Origin of the sequence: Streptomyces sp. CB01580 (assembly GCF_001905795.1) — a bacterium.
In the GTDB taxonomy this organism is placed as follows: Bacteria; Actinomycetota; Actinomycetes; order Streptomycetales; family Streptomycetaceae; genus Streptomyces.
The window spans coordinates 118,446-137,279 of the sequence record NZ_LIXJ01000008.1 but is presented as its reverse complement, the minus strand read 5'-3'; the positions used below and the strand labels follow the sequence as shown (position 1 = coordinate 137,279).

Annotated in this window: 13 protein-coding genes; 2 read left to right on the top strand and 11 right to left on the bottom strand. The window is 70.1% G+C overall.

Going from position 1 to position 18,834, the window contains the following annotated elements; translation table 11 throughout:
- Positions 1-155: 155 nt before the first annotated feature.
- From dxs to AMK22_RS14695, 11 genes are all read right to left on the bottom strand, one after another.
- The gene (gene dxs, locus AMK22_RS14745) at positions 156-2,093 is read right to left on the bottom strand and encodes a 1-deoxy-D-xylulose-5-phosphate synthase (protein WP_199883224.1); all 1,938 of its coding nucleotides are present in this window, start codon (positions 2,091-2,093) and stop codon (positions 156-158) included.
- A 319-nt stretch (positions 2,094-2,412) separates the two neighbouring features.
- Positions 2,413-3,654: a sugar ABC transporter permease gene (locus AMK22_RS14740; RefSeq protein WP_073785328.1), complete on the bottom strand. Its 1,242-nt coding sequence runs from the start codon at positions 3,652-3,654 to the stop codon at positions 2,413-2,415.
- A gap of 134 nt (positions 3,655-3,788) precedes the next feature.
- Positions 3,789-4,583 carry an ATP-binding cassette domain-containing protein gene (locus tag AMK22_RS14735; protein WP_073785130.1) on the bottom strand — a complete coding sequence of 265 codons (795 nt, stop codon included), beginning with the start codon at positions 4,581-4,583 and terminating at the stop codon, positions 3,789-3,791.
- Between the two features lie 530 nt (positions 4,584-5,113).
- Positions 5,114-6,211, bottom strand: a complete 1,098-nt coding sequence (locus AMK22_RS14730; protein ID WP_073785129.1) for a substrate-binding domain-containing protein — start codon at positions 6,209-6,211, stop codon at positions 5,114-5,116.
- Between the two features lie 121 nt (positions 6,212-6,332).
- Positions 6,333-7,532 carry an ROK family transcriptional regulator gene (locus tag AMK22_RS14725; protein WP_073785128.1) on the bottom strand — a complete coding sequence of 400 codons (1,200 nt, stop codon included), beginning with the start codon at positions 7,530-7,532 and terminating at the stop codon, positions 6,333-6,335.
- 260 nt (positions 7,533-7,792) lie between these two features.
- Positions 7,793-8,710: a carbohydrate ABC transporter permease gene (locus AMK22_RS14720; RefSeq protein ID WP_073785127.1), complete on the bottom strand. Its 918-nt coding sequence runs from the start codon at positions 8,708-8,710 to the stop codon at positions 7,793-7,795.
- A gap of 79 nt (positions 8,711-8,789) precedes the next feature.
- Complete coding sequence (locus tag AMK22_RS14715; protein ID WP_073785126.1) at positions 8,790-9,713, bottom strand: carbohydrate ABC transporter permease; 924 nt, start codon at positions 9,711-9,713, stop codon at positions 8,790-8,792.
- A gap of 53 nt (positions 9,714-9,766) precedes the next feature.
- On the bottom strand, positions 9,767-11,212 hold the full coding sequence (gene ngcE / locus AMK22_RS14710; RefSeq protein WP_073785125.1) for an N-acetylglucosamine/diacetylchitobiose ABC transporter substrate-binding protein: 1,446 nt from the start codon (positions 11,210-11,212) through the stop codon (positions 9,767-9,769).
- A gap of 1,350 nt (positions 11,213-12,562) precedes the next feature.
- Positions 12,563-13,201, bottom strand: coding sequence for a histidine phosphatase family protein (locus AMK22_RS14705; protein WP_073785124.1), 639 nt, complete (start codon positions 13,199-13,201; stop codon positions 12,563-12,565).
- A 220-nt stretch (positions 13,202-13,421) separates the two neighbouring features.
- Positions 13,422-16,136 (bottom strand): aconitate hydratase AcnA, encoded by a 2,715-nt coding sequence (gene acnA / locus AMK22_RS14700; protein ID WP_073785326.1) that lies wholly within the window; start codon positions 16,134-16,136, stop codon positions 13,422-13,424.
- Positions 16,137-16,409: 273 nt separating this feature from the next.
- The gene (locus tag AMK22_RS14695; protein WP_073785123.1) at positions 16,410-17,036 is read right to left on the bottom strand and encodes a LysE/ArgO family amino acid transporter; all 627 of its coding nucleotides are present in this window, start codon (positions 17,034-17,036) and stop codon (positions 16,410-16,412) included.
- A 70-nt stretch (positions 17,037-17,106) separates the two neighbouring features.
- Here AMK22_RS14695 and AMK22_RS14690 point away from each other — a divergent pair, with 70 nt between their 5' ends.
- Complete coding sequence (locus AMK22_RS14690; protein WP_073785122.1) at positions 17,107-18,012, top strand: LysR family transcriptional regulator ArgP; 906 nt, start codon at positions 17,107-17,109, stop codon at positions 18,010-18,012.
- Positions 18,013-18,156: 144 nt separating this feature from the next.
- Positions 18,157-18,780, top strand: coding sequence for a histidine phosphatase family protein (locus AMK22_RS14685; protein ID WP_073785121.1), 624 nt, complete (start codon positions 18,157-18,159; stop codon positions 18,778-18,780).
- Positions 18,781-18,834 lie beyond the last annotated feature (54 nt).

Here is an 18,834-nt window from a genome sequence, read left to right as displayed (position 1 = left end):
GAACCACTCGTACAGGGTGGTTCGACCGGCCCGTTCGGCCGTGCCGGGGGTCGCTCGTACGGACCGGATCGGCCCGGTTCACGGACCGCGCCGCGCGTGGCGGACCGCGCCGCACGTGCGAGAGGCGGCCCGCCGGGGACGCCCCGGCGAGGACGTCAGTCGCGGACCGGTTCGATCATGGAGCCGCCGTCCACGGAGTCGTCGTCCGCGTCCGTCCCGAAGCGCCCGTCGAGCTTGGCGACCAGACCGGTGACCTGGCGGGCGATGTCCGGCGCGGTCAGCCCGATCTCGGCCATGACCTCCTTGCGGGAGGCGTGGTCCAGGAAGCGCGGCGGGATGCCGAAGTCGCGCAGCGGTACGTCCACCCCGGCGTCGCGCAGCGCCTGGGAGACGGCGGAACCGACGCCCCCGGCCCGGCTGTTGTCCTCGACGGTGACGACGACCCGGTGCCGCTCGGCGAGCGGAGCCATGGCGTCGTCGACCGGCTTGACCCAGCGGGGGTCGACCACGGTCGTCGAGATGCCCTGGGCGTCGAGCAGGTCGGCGATCTCCAGGCACATGGGAGCGAGCGCGCCGACGGAGACCAGCAGGACGTCCGGCCGGTCGGTGCCGGGCTCGCGCAGGACGTCCATGCCGCCGACCCGGCGCACGGCCTTGACCGCCGGGCCGACCGCGCCCTTGGAGAAGCGGACCACGGTCGGAGCGTCGTCGACGTCGACGGCCTCGCGGAGCTGGGCGCGCACCTGGTCGGCATCGCGCGGGGCAGCGATCCGCAGTCCGGGCACGCACTGCAGGATCGACATGTCCCACATGCCGTTGTGCGAGGCGCCGTCGGTACCGGTGACCCCGGCCCGGTCGAGGACGAAGGTCACTCCGCAGTTGTGCAGCGCGACGTCCATCAGGACCTGGTCGAAGGCGCGGTTGAGGAAGGTGGCGTACACCGCGAAGACCGGGTGCAGCCCGCCGGTCGCGAGACCGGCTGCGGAGACCGCGCCGTGCTGCTCGGCGATGCCGACGTCGTAGATCCGGTCCGGGAACTCCTTCTCGAACCCGGTGAGGCCGACCGGCTGGAGCATGGCCGCGGTGATCGCGACGATGTCCTTGCGCTCCCTGCCGAGCTTGACCATCTCCTCGCCGAAGACGGAGGTCCAGTCGAGGCCCGCGGTGGCGACCGGGAGACCGGTGTCGGGGTGGATCTTGCCGACGGCGTGGAAGCGGTCGGCCTCGTCCTCGAGGGCGGGGGTGTAGCCGCGGCCCTTCTCGGTGAGGCAGTGCACGATGACCGGTCCGCCGAAGCGCTTGGCGCGCTGGAGGGCGGACTCCAGGGCCTCGATGTCGTGGCCGTCGATCGGGCCCACGTACTTCAGGCCGAGGTCCTCGAACATGCCCTGCGGGGCGATGAAGTCCTTCAGCCCCTTCTTCGCGCCGTGCAGCGTCTCGTAGAGCGGCCTCCCGACGACGGGGGTGCGCTCCAGGATGTCCTTGCCCCGGGCCAGGAAGCGCTCGTAGCCGTCGGTGGTGCGCAGCGTCGCGAGGTGGTTGGCGAGGCCGCCGATGGTCGGCGCGTAGGAGCGCTCGTTGTCGTTGACGACGATGACGAGCGGGCGGTCCTTGGCGGCGGCGATGTTGTTCAGCGCCTCCCAGGCCATGCCGCCGGTGAGCGCGCCGTCACCGATGACCGCGACGACGTGGTCGTCCTTGCCGAGCAACTCGTTGGCCTTGGCCAGGCCGTCGGCCCAGCCGAGCACGGTGGAGGCGTGCGAGTTCTCGATGACGTCGTGCTCGGACTCCGCGCGGGAGGGGTAGCCGGAGAGGCCGCCCTTGCTCTTGAGCTTCGAGAAGTCCTGGCGGCCGGTGAGGAGCTTGTGCACATAGCTCTGGTGACCGGTGTCGAACAGCACCTTGTCCTTCGGCGAGTCGAAGACCCGGTGCAGGGCGATGGTGAGCTCCACCACACCCAGGTTGGGACCGAGGTGGCCACCGGTCTTCGAGACCGCGTCGACGAGGAAGGTCCGGATCTCTTCGGCGAGCTGGTCCAGCTGCTCGGGAGTGAGCCGGTCCAGGTCACGCGGTCCAGCGATGCGGGTCAGCAGATCCCACCCGCCCGCCGCCGCCCTTGCACGTCGCGCTTCGCGCGGCTGTGTCACCGTGCCTCCTTGCGTTTTGAGCTGGGTCGAGCATGCCGATCCGATGAGTCTAGTGTTCCGTCCGTGCGGGGGGTCATCGGGCGGGGCGTTCGGGACGGACTCGGTACACGACCGGGACACGACCGCGCGCACAACCGATACGCGACGGCGTGCGCCGGGCCCGCGCACGCACGGTACGTAACGGGTCCGGGACCGCGCGCGCCCGGCGCGCGACGGGGCCCGACGCCGGGACGGGCACCGGACCCCGAGGCCGGGCGGTACGGGCTCACGCGCGTCCCGCGGTCTTCTGGGTGCGTCGGGAGACCGAGTCGATGACCACGGCGGCCAGCAGCACCGCGCCGGTGATCATGTATTGGATGGCGTTGGCCATGCCGATCATGTTCAACCCCTGCTGGATCGACTGGATCACGATCATGCCGAGCAGCGCCGACCAGACCTTGCCGCGGCCCCCGAAGAGGCTGGTGCCGCCGATGACGGCCGCCGCGATGACCAGCATGAGCGTGTTGCCGCCGCCGACGCTCTTGGTGGCACCGCCGGACAGGCTGGCGATGAACAGGCCTCCGAACGCCCCGAGCGTGCCGGACAGCGCGAAGACGGCGATCCGGACCCGGGCGACGTCGATACCGGCCCGGCGCGCGGCCTCCGGGCTCCCGCCGACCGCGAAGACCCGGCGGCCGAAGCTCGTGCGCCGGGCGACGAGGTCCGCGACGACCAGGACGGCGAGGAACAGCACCAGGGCCAGCGGCAGCCCCCGGGCCCCCGGGGGCTCGTTCAGTACGTACGCGACGGCGAAGCACAGGACCGCGACGGACGCGGTGCGCAGCACGACCTCGCCGTCGGAACGGGCGGGCAGGCCCGCGGCCCGGCGGCGCCGGCCGTCCACCAGAAGCGAGGCGGCGTACGCGAGGACTGCGACCAGGGCGAGCCCGTAGCCGGCGGCCTTGTCCTCGAAGAAGTAGTTGGTCAGGTCCTCGACGACGCTGCCGGACGGCGTGTTGATCGACCCCTCGCCGCCCATCATCCAGTCCTGGAGCCCGCTCCAGCCGAGGAATCCGGCCAGGGTGACCACGAAGGCCGGTACGCCGATCCGGGCGAAGAAGAAGCCGTGCAGTGCGCCGAGGGCCGCCCCGGAGAGCAGGGCGGCGGCGATCGCGAGCCACTCGTTCCAGCCGCGGTTGACGTCGAGCACGGCCCACACGGCCGCGCCGACCCCGGCGACGGAACCGACCGAGAGGTCGATCTCGCCGAGCAGCAGGACGAACACGATGCCGACCGCCATGATGCCGAGGCCGGAACTGTACACGGCGATGTTGGCGACGGAACCGGCGGAGAGGAAGTTGTCGTTCCGGAGCTGGAAGACGATCGCGATGACGACCAGGCCGACGAGGACCGGCAGCGAGCCGAGATCACCTCCGCGCACCTTGCGGCCGAATTCGGCCCAGTAGCCCTTGAAACCGGCCTCGCGGACGAGCAGCCGGGGGTCGGCGGCGGGAACGGACGCTTCCACCGGCTGCTCGGACGCGGTCCGCGCCGGGGTCGCGGGATTCCCGGAGTTCCGGGGATGCTCCCCGGCCTCCGGGGACCGCGAGCTCTCGGAGTTCCCGGAACCGTCGGGGAGATCAGGGGACTTGGCGAGGTCGCTCACTTCACGTCCTCCTTCGTGGCCCTGCGGGCCCGGCGGCGTGTGACGGCGTTGTCGGTGGCGCCGGTGATGGCGGCGATGATCTCTTCATGGGTGGTGCCCGCCACGTCGAAGAATCCGTTGTTGCGGCCGAGCCGGAGCACCGCGACCCGGTCCGCCACGGCCCGTACGTCGGCCATGTTGTGGCTGATGAGGAGGACACCGTGGCCGCGCTCGCGCAGCCGCTCGACCAGGTCGAGCACCTGGGCGGTCTGCTCGACGCCGAGGGCCGCGGTCGGCTCGTCCAGAGTGACGATCTTGGGGTCGCCGATCAACGCGCGTGCGATGGCGACGACTTGGCGCTGACCGCCGGAGAGCGCGGCGACGGGCGTCCGGACGCTCGGGATGCGGATGGAGAGGGTGTCCAACAGTTCCCGGGCGCGCTTCTCCATCGCGATCTCGTCGAGGACGGACGCCTTGCGCAGTTCGCTGCCGAGGAAGAGGTTGGCGACGACGTCGAGGTTGTCGCAGAGCGCCAGGTCCTGGTAGACGGTGGCGACCCCGAGGGCCTGGGCGTCGTTCGGCCGGTTCACCCGGACCGGTGCGCCCTCCCATTCGATGACGCCTTCGTCGATCGGGTGGACGCCCGAGACGGTCTTGACGAGGGTCGACTTGCCGGCGCCGTTGTCGCCGACCAGGGCGACGACCTCACCGGAGCGGATCTCCAGGTCCACGTCGGTGAGCGCCTGGACGGCGCCGAACCGCTTGGAGATTCCGCGCAACGCCAGCACGGGCGGAGCGGACACGTGAATCATCTCCTTCACCGCCTGACCGGCGGGAATGGTGTGCCGAGCACGGGTGTGCGTGGGGGGAGGTCCGGCGCCCGCCCCTGCTTGCGGGGCGTTGACGGAGCGGGCGCCGGACGGCTGAGAGCCTGTCGGGTGACCTTCGATCGGAGAGCGGACGCGGCATGGTGCGTGCGATTCCAAGGCGCCGGGATGTCCGCGTAGTGGAGCTACGAGGGCATTGCGGCAACGCCGGAAGCGTGCGTGCCAGGGCGTGGCCGCCCGGTCAGAGGTCGCCCGACAGGCTCTGAGAGGCCCATGGCCGCGGCCCGGACCGGGGAACCGCCCGGGCCGCCGGACCGGCTCGGGACGCGGCACCGGCCGGGTACGGAAGCGTCACCACGGACGGGCCGGAACCAGGTACGGACGGGACCGGGTACGGACGGGACCGGGTGCGGACGGGACCGGGTGCGGACGGAACCGGGTACGGACGGGACCGGGTGCGGAGCGGCACGGATGCCGAGCCGGCTCATGGCACGGGCCGACAGGAGCGCTGCGCCCTACTTGATTCCCGCCGCCTCGCAGGCCGCCTTGTACTCGGGCGTGCAGATCTCCGCGGCCTTGTACACCTGGTCGGCGATGATCGTGCTCGCGACGTTCTCCTCGGTCACGACCTGCGCGTCGTACAACCGGGCCGGGATGCCCTTGAACTCCCCGGACAGACTGTCGACCTGAGTGGGGGTCAGGTCGTCGAACTTCTTGCCCTTGAGGAGCCTGACCGCGATCTCGGCGGCGGTCTCCGCCTCCGGCTTGATCTGCTTGTAGATCGTGAATGCCTGGTCGCCCTTGATGATGCGCTGGAGACCGGCGAGTTCGGAGTCCTGGCCGCCGACCGGGACCTTGATGCCGCGCTTGTCCAGCGCTGTGATGATGCCGCCGGCCATGCTGTCGTTGGCGGAGTAGACGCCCTGGAAACCGCTCCTGCCCAGGGAGTCGATGGCCGCACCCATCTTCTTGTTGGCCTCGTCCGGGGACCAGTCCGGGATGTCCTGCTCGTAGACGATCTTCTTGACCCGGGTGTCCAGGACGCTGTGCGCGCCCTTCTTGAAGAACGGGGCGTTCGGGTCGGTCGGCGAGCCGTTGATCATGACGACGTCGCTCTCCGCGGCCTTGGCACCGAGCGCCTTGACCAGCGCCTCGCCCTGGAGGCGGCCGATCTTCTCGTTGTCGTACGACACGTACGCGGAGATCGGGCCTTCGGCGAGGCGGTCGTACGCGACGACCTCGACGCCCTTCTTCTCCGCCTGCCGCACCCAGGACTTGGTGGCCTTGTAGTCGACGGAGTCCAGGATGATGACCTTCACCCCCTGCGTGACGAGGGCGTCGAACTGCTTCTTCTGGGTGTCGCTCTGCTGGGCCGCGTTGCTGTACTTGACCTTGCAGTCGCCGCACAACTGCCCGACCTTCGCCTCGATGAGAGGGCGGTCGAAGGTCTCGTACCGGGTGGTCTTGTTCTCCGGCAGCAGCAGACCGATGGTCCTGCCGTCACCTCCGCCGCCGGCCGTGTCGTCACCGCCGGCCTTGCCGCAGGCGGCGAGGGAGACGGCCATGGAGAGTGCGGCCGTTCCTATGACGATGCGACGTGTCGTTGCGTTCATACGGATTGCCTCCCTGACGAGGCCGCGGCACCGCGGCCGAGGTGGCAGGCAGTCAACTCGGCCTTGCAGTGGGCGTCAAGGAGTAAATCATTAACAAGATGACAACGGTGCCATTCATTCTCTAAGTGAAGGCAGGGCCCTTTGTCGGCAAGGCGCTTTCCAAAAGGGTGGAATCCCCCATCTCGCTGAGTACCAGGGCGAGCGCGCCCAGCACCTCGGCCCGTCCCCCGAGCGCCCCGGGCAGCACCGAGAGCTGTCTGGCGGCGCTGGGGATGGCGTAACGGGAGACCGAGTCGCGGATCGGTGCGAGCACCAGTTCGCCCGCCTCGGCGAGGGGCCCGCCGAGCACCACCCGGCTGGGGTTGAGCAGGTTGCAGAGATTGGCCACCCCGCTGCCGATGTGGCGTCCGATGTCGGCGACCACCCGGCGGCAGCCCGGGTCCCCCTCCTGGGCCAGCCCGACCATCCCTTCCATGGTGAGGTCGGGCCCGTGGCCGGGCCGGAGCAGCGGCAGGACGTAGCGTGCCGCCGTGAACGTCTCCAGGCAGCCCCGGTTGCCGCAGCGGCACACCGGCCCCGACTCGTCGAGCGTGATGTGCCCGATCTCGCCGGCCGTGCCGCCCGGCCCGCGGTAGATGCGGCCGTCTATCACCAGGCCCGCCCCGACGCCGTCGGCGACCTTGATGTACGCGAGGTCCCTCACCCCCCGGCCGCTCCCCCAGACCAGCTCCCCGAGCGCCCCGAGGTTGGCGTCGTTGTCGACGTGCACGGGCACGCCGAGGCGCCCCGCCAGTTCCTCACGGGGATTGATGCCCTTCCAGCCCGGCAGGATCGACGTGGAGCCCAGCGTTCCGGACTCGACGTCGATCGGGCCGGGCACGCCGAGCCCCACCCCGATCACCTTGTCCTGGCCGATCCCGGTCGCCCCGATCAGCCGCTCGACCAGCCGCTGGGCGCGTCCGAACCCCTCCTCGGACGAGGCGTCGACGTCCAGCGGCTCGGCCTCCTCCGCGATCACCTGATGGGCGAGGTTGCCCACCGCCACCCGCAGATGCGTATGGCCGAAGTCGACACCCACCACGATGCCCGCGTCGCCGCTGAGCGAGACGCTGCGGGCCCGGCGGCCGCCCGCCGAGGTGGGGGTCACCTCGACCGTGCCGCCTTCCTTCAGTTCACGAACGATATTGGAGACGGTGGCCGCCGAAAGGCCGGTGCTCCGTGCGATCTCCGCCTGGGTGAGCGAGCCGGCCATGCGTACCGCACGCACGACCCGCTCCAGGTTGGCGCGATGCAGGGATGTCTGCGACCCCGGAGTCTCCATCGACTCACTCCTAGTGTTCTCTCCAAGATGTGAACTCCAAGCTGAGCGTTTTGCGGCACTCCCCGTCAAGACCTTGAGCCTCCGAGCCCACCCGAAAGCACCCGCCGTCCGAACGGCGTGCCCGCCGGGGATCCGCGCGGGCACGTGCCACCGCCTCCCCCTGCCCGGCCCCGGAGAAGGGGGCCTGCGCACGCGGAACCGCCCGTCGGCACGGGGCCGACGGGCGGTTTCGGAGAGGGACGGCGGGGTGGGGCGCGGCGCTACTTCACCGCCCCTGCCGTGAGCCCCGCCACGACCTGGCGCTGGAAGACGATGTACGCCCCGAGGACGGGCAGCATCGCCATCACCAGACCGGCGAACAGGCCGGACCAGTCGCCCTTGTACCCCTGGCTGTTGGCCAGTTCGACCAGCCCCTGGGAGAGCACCCGCTGGTTCGGGTCGGTGTTCAGCACCGTCGGCAGCATGTACTGGTTCCACTGTCCGAGGAAGTTGAAGATCCCGACGCTGATCAGGCCGGGCTTCGCCATCGGCAGCATCACCTGGAAGAAGGTCCGGGTGTGCGAGGCTCCGTCGAGCATCGCCGCCTCCGCCACCGAGGTCGGCAGCGTCCGGAAGAACGAGGTGAGGAAGAAGACCGTGAACGGCAGCGAGTACGCGATGTAGACCAGGATCAGTCCGTGCCGCGTGTCCAGCAGGGCCATGTTGTTCATGACGAAGAACAGCGGCACCAGCGCCAGGATGATCGGGAAGCTCATCCCGCCGATGAACAGGAAGTAGACGAAGCGGTTGCCGGGGAAGTCGAACCGGGCCAGGACGTACGCCGCCATGGAGCCGAGGAGCAGGGTCCCGACGAGCGAACAGCCCACCACCACGACGGTGTTGAAGAAGTAGTCGCTCATGTGCGCCTGGCTCCAGGCGCGCGACCAGTTCTCGAAGTGCAGCTTGTCGGGCAGTTCCCACGGGGTCGACAGGATCGAGTCGTCCGTCTTGAACGACGCCATCACCGCCCAGAGCAGCGGCATGACGACCAGGATCGCCCAGATGATCAGCACGCCGTGCGAGAAGACGTTGAGGACCTGGCCCTCGCTGCTCTTCTCCTTGGCCGCGGGCGCCGTCGCCCGGGTCACGGGGGCCGGTCGCCGCGCCGGGGCCGCGGGCGGGGTGTCAGTGGTCTTCACGCGTACTCACCTCGTACTGTCGAGCCGGACACGGTGGCCGACCTGTGGTGCCTGCCGGGGATTCCCGTTGATCGCCGCATCAGAACTCCAGCCGCTCGCGCCGGCCCAGACGCATCACGATGGCGGCGAAGGCCATGGTGACGACGAGCAGCCCGACACCGATCGTCGTCGCGTATCCGGCCTGCCCGTCGCGGAAGGCCGTCTGGTACACGTACAGCGGCAGGACCGTGGTCGAGTAGTCGGGACCGCCGGGGCCCACGGTCATGACCTGCACGGCGGTGAACGCCTCCACGCCGAGGGCCAGGATCCCCATGTAGACCCAGCCCGACTGCACCGTGTCCCAGAGCAGCGGGAGCGTGATCCGGAAGAACGTGGTGATGCGACTGGCCCCGTCGAGGAGCGCCGCCTCGTAGAAGTCCCTGGGGATGGACGCCATGCCGGCGGAGAAGAGGACGACGAAGAACCCGACCGTGGACCAGACCAGGACCGTCATGACGCAGATGAGCGCCAGATTCGGGTCGCCGAGCCACTCCGGCTGGACGGAGTCCAGACCGAGTGTCTTCAGCGTCCCGTTGATCATGCCGCTGCGAGGGTTGAACGCGAACTGGAACAGCAGGGCGACGATGACGATCGAGAGCACCTGCGGGAAGAAGTAGGCGATCTTGTAGAAGCCCGATCCGCGCACGCCGGAGATCGTGGCGTTCTTGCGCCGCCGGCCCCCCACGTTGAGCATGAAGGCGAAGAACAGCGCCAGGCCCAGCGTCACCAGCGGCAGCAGGAGCACGAGCAGCACGCTGTGCTGCAAGGACTTCCAGAAGATGTCGTCCTTGAGCATCTTCGTGTAATTGGCGAACCCGACCATCTCGAAGTCGGGGCTCAGGCCGGTCCAGTCCGTGAACGAGTAGTAGATGGACTGGACGAACGGCCAGATCACGAAGACCGCGTAGAGCGCCAGTGGGACCAGCAGGAATCCCACGATGAAACGGTACTTGCCATGCTGCATCGTTTACCGACCCCGATCTTTCCGCGGGTGCCGCCGCTGGTGACGGTTGCTCACTAGTGCTTGTAGTGCTTGATGGACTGGTCCTTGGCCGTCGCGTCGGCGAAGGCCTGGATCTTCTTGATGGTCTCGGCCGGAGTCGCGCGGCCCGCCAGCATCTCGCCGAGACCGGCGATGCCGACCTGCTCCTTCTGGAACTTCGAGTACCAGCCCTCGAGACGCGGGTTCAGCACGTTGTCGCCGGCCAGCTTGAGCGCGTCGACACCCGACTGCAGGGCGGTCGACAGGGTCAGGCCGTCGGTGCCGCCGTTGAAGGACGTGAGCGACTTGACCTGCTTGGTGAAGTTCTTCGAGGACTCCTCGGAGAGCATGATGCGCAGCTGCTCCATGGCGCCCTCGGGGTTCTTCCCCTTGGCCGGGACGATGAAGGGCTCGCCGCCGGAGGCCCAGATGGTGCCGAACGGCATCTTGTCGGAGGCGTCCAGGCCGGACGGTGCCGACACCATCATCTTGAAGTCGTCGGGCGTCGTCGGCGCCGCCTCGTTCTCCACCCACGAACCGTTCGGGATGAACAGGGCCTTGCCCTTGGTCCATTCGGTCTGCGACTGGATGTGGGTCAGCCCGGGGGTGCCCTGGAGGATGTACCCCTTCCGGTACAGCTCGTAGTACGCCTCGAACGCCGTCTTGACCGCGGGGTCCTTCCAGGCGTTCGGCTCCAGGTTGTCCATCCGGTCGAGGACCTCGCGGCCGCCGATCTTGGCGATGAACGGGTAGAGCGAGTACGCCAGGTAGTAGGGGTACTTGCCCGGGTACGTCCAGCCGGCGATGTCCTGCTTCTTCGCCTTCGCGCACAGGGCGAGCATCTCGTCCCAGGTCTGCGGGTACTTCGCGTCGAGCTTGTCGAGCGCGGTCTGCGAGTACCAGACGCCGTACACGGTGTACGCGTAGTACATGATCCAGACCGGGTCGCCCTCCAGCTGGCCCATCTCCAGGACGCCGGGGCGCAGGGTGTCGCGGACCTTCTTGGCCGGGTCGTCGTAGGACGGGGCGTCCATGAGCGTCGTCAGGTCCGTGAGCTGCTTCTTGCCGGCCAGGATGCCCATGTCCATCTGCTCGGCACCCGAGTTGTCGATCAGGTCCGGCGGGGTGCCGCCGTTGAACCGGGGCTGCAGCTGCGACTGGATCTTCTGCGTCGCGACGTGCTTGACCTTCGGGGCCTTCGGGAAGGCCTCGTTGTACCTCTTCTCCGCGTCGATGGCGTACTGCTCACCGAATCCGCCGTTGAAGATGACGACTTCGAGCGGGGCCGTCTCGTTGACGCCGAGCGGGTTCTCCTTGGTGACCTTGCCCTTCTCGACCTTCTCGTCGCCGCCGTCGCCGCCGCTCGCGCACGACGCCAGGAAGCTCATCGTCGGCACGGTGAGCAGACCGAGTGCGGCGGATCGCTTGATCACATCGCGACGGCCGAGGCCCTCATTCTTGTGGGCGGAGGTGGATCCCATGCTCAAGTCCTCGCCTTCTCCAGGACTCAGGCGGTGTGTACCGGTCGCCCGTCGATATTCGCCTCAGGCGAAGGGCCCCGCCACCGCGGTCAGTTGCGCTTGGGTGGTGCTGGTGTTTCAGGCTAGCCACGTGCAATGGGAGTTCGGGAAAGAACGGCCGACGCCGACACCTTCGTGCCCCGCGGACCCACCCCTGGCCCCCTTGCCCGCGTCACCGTGAAACGGCTGCGCGGACGCCGACAGGTATAGTCCACTCGCGCCCAACTGAGCAAGATCGAATGCAAGGTTGAGCAGCAGTCTTTCCCGAGTTGAGACCTCGCGGATACGTGTCCCTCGCACGTTCCGGCCCCGGCGCGAGCAATTCCGCACCAGCGTCGATTCCTTCGACGACGCGCCGCCAACGCCCTTGACACATCCGCAACTTGAGCCACTGCCGCACCATGCGTATCGGCGCGACAACCTTGCCCGGATACACCTGCGGGAAGTACCGCTCTGCATGCGGACCGACCTGGGCCTCGTGGGTGACACAGCCGCAGCAACCACGTCGATAGCGGCTTCACCGGAATTGATCATGATCGCCCCCACCGCGGCGCGGTCGCCCGAAAGCGGCGTGCGCGGCCTAAGCCCATCTGCGGCACGGGCATTCCGTTCGTCTTTCGAATCGATCGAAGGCCGACCGGACCGGTGCAACACCGTCGAAGGGGTCCCGACGGAAAGAAGCGGTCATCGGGTGTCGACGACGGATTCTCCACTGGAATTCCGGGCAAGGTCACCGACAAGGTGACAGACGTCCGGGCCGGTGCGGAGAACACCGGCGACGAGGTGAGGGAGGGCCCGGTCGACGGGGAGCCCGGCAGCGGGTGGCTGTCGTTCGAGCCCACCACCTGGCCGGAGTCCGGCCTCCCGGAACCGGTCGAGGCCGTCCCCCTCGATCCCTCCCCCGCTCCTCACCGCCTTCTCCCACGTGCGCGGCGGCGGTTACGACCTCGCCACCCGTCTCCTCCTGTACGACGTCCTCGACGCGCCGCGCTCCGCGCGCGGGCGACCGACCGGCGGCGGTGGCACGGACGTGACCGGCCGTCTCCGCTTCGACGCGGGCCCGGACCCGCGCGGTCGAACCGCGCGCGGCCACCCCGCCGACCGGCGTCGAGCAGGTGAGGCGCCACCTCGCTCGCGCGCTCCCTGCTCATCCCCCGGCAGGGCTCCGTCAGGACGGTGTCCGCTCACCGGAGGTCCGGCCGCCCGCTCGCCCGGCGCGCACGCCCTGCGCCCCTCCTCGGGGCATCGGCCGGGCGCGCGTGCCGGTGCCCGCCACGGCCGCACGGGCGGGAGCGGCTCCCCGCCCACCGCTCAGGCCCGTTCCGGCCCCTCCGGCGTCCCCTGCGGGAAGAGGCTCTCGGGCAGGCACACGTTCCACGCCGTGATCACCGGATTGCCGTGCTCCGTGCCGAGCCGGGACACGGCCCCCGTGGCGAGCTGGAACAACGTGCCCTCGGCGGGCGTCAGCCCGAGGTAGCGGGCGGTGAGGACCCGCAGGAAGTGGGAGTGGGCGACAAGGGCGACGTCCCCGTCCCGGCCCGCCTCGCGCGCCACCTCGGCCAGCACCCGGTCGGCCCGGGTACCGACCTCGACGGGGGTCTCCCCGGGGTGCGCGTCGGGGCCGGGGGCGACGCCGTCGGTCCACAGGTTCCAGTCGGGACGGGTGCGGTGGATCTCGTCGGTGGTGACGCCCTCGTAGCCCCCGTAGTCCCATTCGTGCAGATCGGACGTGATGCGCGGAGCGGCGAGCCCGGCCAGTTCGGCGGTGCGCCGGGCGCGCGCCGAGGGGCTGACCAGGGTGAGCGCGATCCGCCGCTCGGCGAGCAGGGGCGTCAGCGCGAGGGACTGGCGCTCGCCGAACGGGGTGAGAGGCAGATCGGTGTAGCTGGTGTGCTGACCGGACCGCGACCACTCGGTCTCGCCGTGCCGGATCAGGATCAACTCGCCCATGGTGCGTTCCGCCTCCTGTGCCGTCTCCGTGCCAGTGGCCGTGCCTTCCCCGTGCCAGTGGCGCTGTGCGGAAAACCCGCGGGCCCACGATCGCATTCCCCCGGCCGATGGGCGGTGTGCCCGCCCCCGGGTGTCGCACGAGAACGCGCGGGGCCGCACCCCGGTGCTCCGGGATGCGGCCCCTTGCCGTCCGGGCGGCCGATCGGCCGCCCCGCGTCGCCTACTTGCGGATCAGGCTGCGCAGCACGTACTGCATGATGCCGCCGTTGCGGTAGTAGTCCGCCTCACCGGGGGTGTCGATGCGGACGACTGCGTCGAACTCCACACCGGTGTCGGTGGTGACCTTGACCGTGCGCGGGGTGGTGCCGTCGTTCAGCTCGGTCACGCCGGTGAAGGAGAAGGTCTCCCGGCCGGTCAGGCCGAGGGACTCGGCGTTCGCGCCCTCCGGGAACTGGAGCGGGAGAACGCCCATGCCGATGAGGTTCGAGCGGTGGATGCGCTCGTACGACTCGGCGATGACGGCCTTGACGCCGAGGAGCGCGGTGCCCTTGGCGGCCCAGTCGCGGGACGAGCCGGAACCGTACTCCTTGCCGGCCAGGACGACCAGCGGGATGCCGGCGGCCTGGTAGTTCTGCGAGGCGTCGTAGATGAAGGAGACCGGCGCGTCGTCCTGCGTGAAGTCGCGGGTGTAGCCGCCCTCCGTGCCCGGCGCGATCTGGTTGCGCAGGCGGATGTTGGCGAACGTGCCGCGGATCATGACCTCGTGGTTGCCCCGGCGCGAGCCGTAGGAGTTGAAGTCGCGACGCTCCACACCGTGCTCGGTGAGGTACTTGCCGGCCGGGGTGTCGGCCTTGATGGCACCGGCCGGGGAGATGTGGTCGGTGGTGACCGAGTCGCCGAGCTTGGCGAGCACCCGGGCACCGGCGATGTCCTCGACCGGGGCCGGGTCCATCGTCATGCCCTCGAAGTACGGGGGCTTGCGGACGTAGGTCGACTCGGCGTCCCACTCGAAGGTGTTGCCGGTCGGGATCGGCAGGGCCTGCCACTGGGCGTCGCCCGCGAAGACGTCCTGGTAGGACTTGTTGAACATGTCCTCGCCGATGGCGTTGGCGACGACGTCGTTCACCTCGGCCTCGGTCGGCCAGATGTCCGCGAGGTGGACCGGCTTGCCGTCCTGGTCGACGCCGAGGGCGTCCTTGGTGATGTCCACCTTCATCGAACCGGCGAGGGCGTACGCGACGACCAGCGGCGGGGAGGCCAGGTAGTTCATCTTGACGTCGGGGTTGATCCGGCCCTCGAAGTTGCGGTTGCCGGAGAGCACCGAGGTCACGGCCAGGTCGTGCTCGTTGACCGCCTTGGAGACCTCCTCCGGCAGCGGGCCGGAGTTGCCGATGCAGGTGGTGCAACCGTAGCCGACGAGGTTGAAACCGACCTTGTCGAGGTACGGGGTCAGACCCGCCTTGTCGAAGTAGTCGGTGACGACCTTCGAGCCCGGGGCGAGGGTGGTCTTGACCCAGGGCTTGCGGGTCAGGCCCTTCTCGACCGCCTTCTTCGCCACGAGCGCCGCGGCGACCATGACGTACGGGTTCGAGGTGTTGGTGCAGGAGGTGATCGCGGCGACGGTGACGGCGCCGTGGTCGATCGTGTAGGTGGTGCCGTCGGGGGCGGTCACCTGGACCGGGTTCGACGGGATGCCGTTGCTGACGGCCGGGGCGTCGGAGGCCGGGAAGGACTCCTGGCCCGCCTCGTCGGCGGTGGTGACGTAGTTGCGGACGTCCTGGGCGAACTGCGCGGCGGCGTTGGCGAGGACGATGCGGTCCTGCGGGCGCTTCGGGCCGGCGATCGACGGGACGACCGTGGAGAGGTCCAGCTCCAGCTTCTCGGAGAAGTCCGGCTCGGCGGCCGGGTCCAGCCAGAGGCCCTGCTCCTTGGCGTACGCCTCGACGAGCGCGACCTGCTGCTCGCTGCGGCCTGTCAGGCGCAGGTAGTTCAGCGTCTCGCCGTCGATCGGGAAGATCGCGGCGGTGGAGCCGAACTCGGGCGACATGTTGCCGATGGTGGCGCGGTTCGCGAGGGAGGTGGCGGCGACGCCCTCACCGTAGAACTCGACGAACTTGCCGACGACGCCGTGCTTGCGGAGCATCTCGGTGATGGTCAGCACGAGGTCGGTGGCGGTGGTGCCCGGCTTCAGCTCGCCGGTCAGCTTGAAGCCGACGACGCGCGGGATGAGCATGGAGACCGGCTGGCCGAGCATCGCGGCCTCGGCCTCGATGCCGCCGACGCCCCAGCCCAGCACGCCCAGGCCGTTGACCATCGTGGTGTGCGAGTCGGTGCCGACGAGGGTGTCGGGGTATGCCTGGCCACCCCGGACCATGACCGTACGGGCCAGGTGCTCGATGTTGACCTGGTGGACGATGCCGGTGCCCGGCGGGACGACCTTGAACTCGTCGAAGGCGGTCTGGCCCCAGCGCAGGAACTGGTAGCGCTCCTTGTTGCGGCCGTACTCCAGCTCGACGTTCTGGCCGAAGGCGTCCTTCGTGCCGAACTTGTCGGCGATGACGGAGTGGTCGATGACCAGCTCGGCCGGGGCGAGGGGGTTGATCTTGGCCGGGTCGCCGCCCAGCTCCTTCACGGCCTCACGCATGGTGGCGAGGTCCACGACGCACGGCACGCCGGTGAAGTCCTGCATGATCACGCGGGCCGGGGTGAACTGGATCTCCTGGCTGGGCTGCGCCTGGGAGTCCCAGCCGCCGAGCGCCCGGATGTGGTCGGCGGTGATGTTCGCGCCGTCCTCGGTGCGGAGCAGGTTCTCCAGGAGCACCTTCAGGCTGTACGGGAGGCGCGCGGAGCCCTCGACCTTGTCCAGCCTGAAGATCTCGTACGACTCGTCGCCCACGCGCAGTGTGCTGCGGGCGTCGAAGCTGTTCGCCGACACGACAGTCTCCTTCATCAATGTGCGCGTACTCCGCGCCGCGCCTCATTACGGCGGGCGCCGCGTGGTGCCGCCTGCGGCCCCTCGCCCATCCGTTAAGGTAAGACTTAGTTAGGTAACCCTTACCCGATGGCGGACTGCGGTGCGCCTTCGGCAAATATCTCGATGTCGAGATAACTCTAGTACATCAGCGCTGCACGGTCATGTGCGGGCACCCGTGTCCGCCGCGGCCGAGGGCCGACCGCCGGGGAGCCGGGGCCTTCGGCAGGGGCGGAGTCAGAAGGTACGGGCCAGCAGCAGGACGCCCATCACGAGCATGGTGGCCGCGACCAGGGCGTCCAGCACCCGCCAGGCGCCGGGGCGGGCCAGGACGCCGCCGAGGAGCCGGGCGCCGTAGCCGAGACCCGCGAACCACGCCAGGCTCGCCAGCATCGCGCCGAGACCGAAGACCCAGCGCAGCGGGCCGCGGTCGGCGGCGACCGAGCCGAGCAGCAGCACGGTGTCCAGGTAGACGTGCGGGTTGAGCCAGGTCAGGGCCAGGCAGGTGAGCACCGCGGCACGGACGGAGCCCGCGGCGGCGCCCCCCGCCGTCAGCGACTGTCCGGCGGCGGGTCGCAGCGCCCGGCGGGCGGCCAGCACGCCGTAGCAGATCAGGAAGGCGCCACCGGCCAGGCCGACCGCGACCAGGGCGGCGGGCCACGCGGTGACGACGGCACCGAGCCCGGCCACACCGAGGGCGATGAGGACCGCGTCCGACGCGGCACAGATGGCGACCACCGCGAGCACGGCCTGCCCGCGCGCGCCCTGGCGCAGGACGAACGCGTTCTGCGCGCCGATGGCGACGATGAGGGACATGCCTGTACCGAATCCGGCGAGGGCCGCCGAGAGGACACCGCTGTTCATGTCGTCCGACGCTATGACCCACGCTGACATCAGTACAGCTAAAGTTTCTTACGTAGCATTAGCTCTCGTGATGACCGATCTCCCCTTCGACCAGGTGCGCACGCTGCTCGCCGTCGTCGACGAGGGCACCTTCGACGCCGCCGCGGCGGCCCTGCACGTGACGCCCTCGGCGGTCAGCCAGCGGGTCAAGGCACTGGAGCAGCGCACCGGGCGGGTGCTGCTGATGCGTACGAAGCCGGTGCGGCCGACGGAGTCCGGGCAGGTGGTGGTGCGGTTCGCGCGCCAGTTGGCCGCTCTGGAACGGGATGCGCGCACGGAGCTGGGGATCGCGACCGGGGCGGGCCCGGCCCGGGTGCCCATCGCGGTGAACGCGGACTCCCTGGCCACCTGGTTCCCGCCCGTCCTGACCCGGGTGCCGCAGGACCCGCCCATCTGCTTCGACCTGCATCGCGAGGACGAGGCGCACACCGCGGCGCTGCTGCGCGAGGGCCAGGTGATGGCGGCGGTGACGTCGTCGGCACAGCCGGTGGCGGGCTGCACGGTGCGCCCGCTGGGCCTCGCGCGCTATCTGCCGGTGGCGAGTGCGGGGTTCGCGGCGCGCCATCTGTCGTCGGGACCGCTGGAGCGCCGCCTGCCCGACGCGCCGGTGATCGTCTTCGACCGGCGTGACGACCTCCAGGACCGGTTCGTCCGGTCCCTCACGCCCAACGGTTCGGGCGCCGGTCGCCTGCGCCACCACGTGCCCACGTCGGAGGGTTTCTGCGACGCGGTGGCCACCGGTCTGGGCTGGGGGCTGGTCCCGGAGCCGCAGGCGGAGCCCCTGCTGCGGTCGGGCGCCCTCGTCGAACTGGCGCCGGGACGGCGTGTGGACGTACCGCTGTACTGGCAGCAGTGGAAGCTGGACGTGCCCGCGCTCGCCCTCGTGGCGCGGACGGTCTCCGCCGTGGCGGCCGAGTCCCTGCACCCCCAGGACTGACCGCGCCCCCGCGTTCCGCCGCCCACCGGCCGGCGCCGGAACCGGCAGGGCGGGGCGACGGCGGTGGAACCCCGTCCGCCCGGACGGACGTCCACAGGTTCAGGACACGCAGGAACCAGGACTCGTCGAAGGGCGCCGCACGTCATGGTCGCAACAGCCGCACGCCACCTCTACCTCGCCCGGCACGGGGAGGCCACGGACGACGAGAGCGAGCTCTCCGCGAACGGCCGTCGGCAAGCCGAGTCGCTCGGCGAGCGGCTGCGTCACGTTCCCCTCTCGGTGATCCACCACAGCCCGCTCCCCCGGGCCGCACGGACCGCCGAGCTGATCGGCGACCGGCTCGACGGCGCTGCGCTGCGGCCGTCCGAACTCGCCGGGGACTACCTGCCCCACCTTCCCCACCGGCACGAGCTGCCGCCGGACATCGCCGACGCCACGCTGGAACGGCTGGCCCGATTCCCCCGCGAACAGCGTGAGGCCGGCCCCGGGCTCGCCCGTGCGGCGCTCGCGCGGTTCACCGGCCCGGTCGACGGCGACGAGCCCCGCCACGAACTGGTCGTCACCCACAACTTCCTCATCGCCTGGCTGGTCCGGGAGGCCCTCGACGCCCCGAAGTGGCGCTGGATCGGACTGAACCACGCCAACGCCGCGCTGACGGTCATCCGCTACGCCCCCGGCCGCCCCGCCTCCGTACTGCTCTACAACGACACGGGACACCTCCCCGCCGACCTGCGCTGGACGGGTCTGCCGCCCGAACTCCACGTCTGAGCCCGCGCCCACGGCCCTCCGGGCCCGTCTTCCGGGCCGTCCGAGGCCGTGACT

What these genes read in the sequence shown, in the direction of transcription:
- AMK22_RS14705 (WP_073785124.1), bottom strand. Translation starts at nt 13,201, where the DNA reads ATGGGCGAGTTGATCCTGATCCGGCACGGCGAGACCGAGTGGTCGCGG.
- AMK22_RS14690 (WP_073785122.1), top strand. Translation starts at nt 17,107, where the DNA reads ATGACCGATCTCCCCTTCGACCAGGTGCGCACGCTGCTCGCCGTCGTC.
- AMK22_RS14695 (WP_073785123.1), bottom strand. Translation starts at nt 17,036, where the DNA reads ATGAACAGCGGTGTCCTCTCGGCGGCCCTCGCCGGATTCGGTACAGGC.
- AMK22_RS14715 (WP_073785126.1), bottom strand. Translation starts at nt 9,713, where the DNA reads ATGCAGCATGGCAAGTACCGTTTCATCGTGGGATTCCTGCTGGTCCCA.
- AMK22_RS14735 (WP_073785130.1), bottom strand. Translation starts at nt 4,583, where the DNA reads ATGATTCACGTGTCCGCTCCGCCCGTGCTGGCGTTGCGCGGAATCTCC.
- ngcE (WP_073785125.1), bottom strand. Translation starts at nt 11,212, where the DNA reads ATGGGATCCACCTCCGCCCACAAGAATGAGGGCCTCGGCCGTCGCGAT.
- AMK22_RS14730 (WP_073785129.1), bottom strand. Translation starts at nt 6,211, where the DNA reads ATGAACGCAACGACACGTCGCATCGTCATAGGAACGGCCGCACTCTCC.
- AMK22_RS14685 (WP_073785121.1), top strand. Translation starts at nt 18,157, where the DNA reads ATGGTCGCAACAGCCGCACGCCACCTCTACCTCGCCCGGCACGGGGAG.
- AMK22_RS14725 (WP_073785128.1), bottom strand. Translation starts at nt 7,532, where the DNA reads ATGGAGACTCCGGGGTCGCAGACATCCCTGCATCGCGCCAACCTGGAG.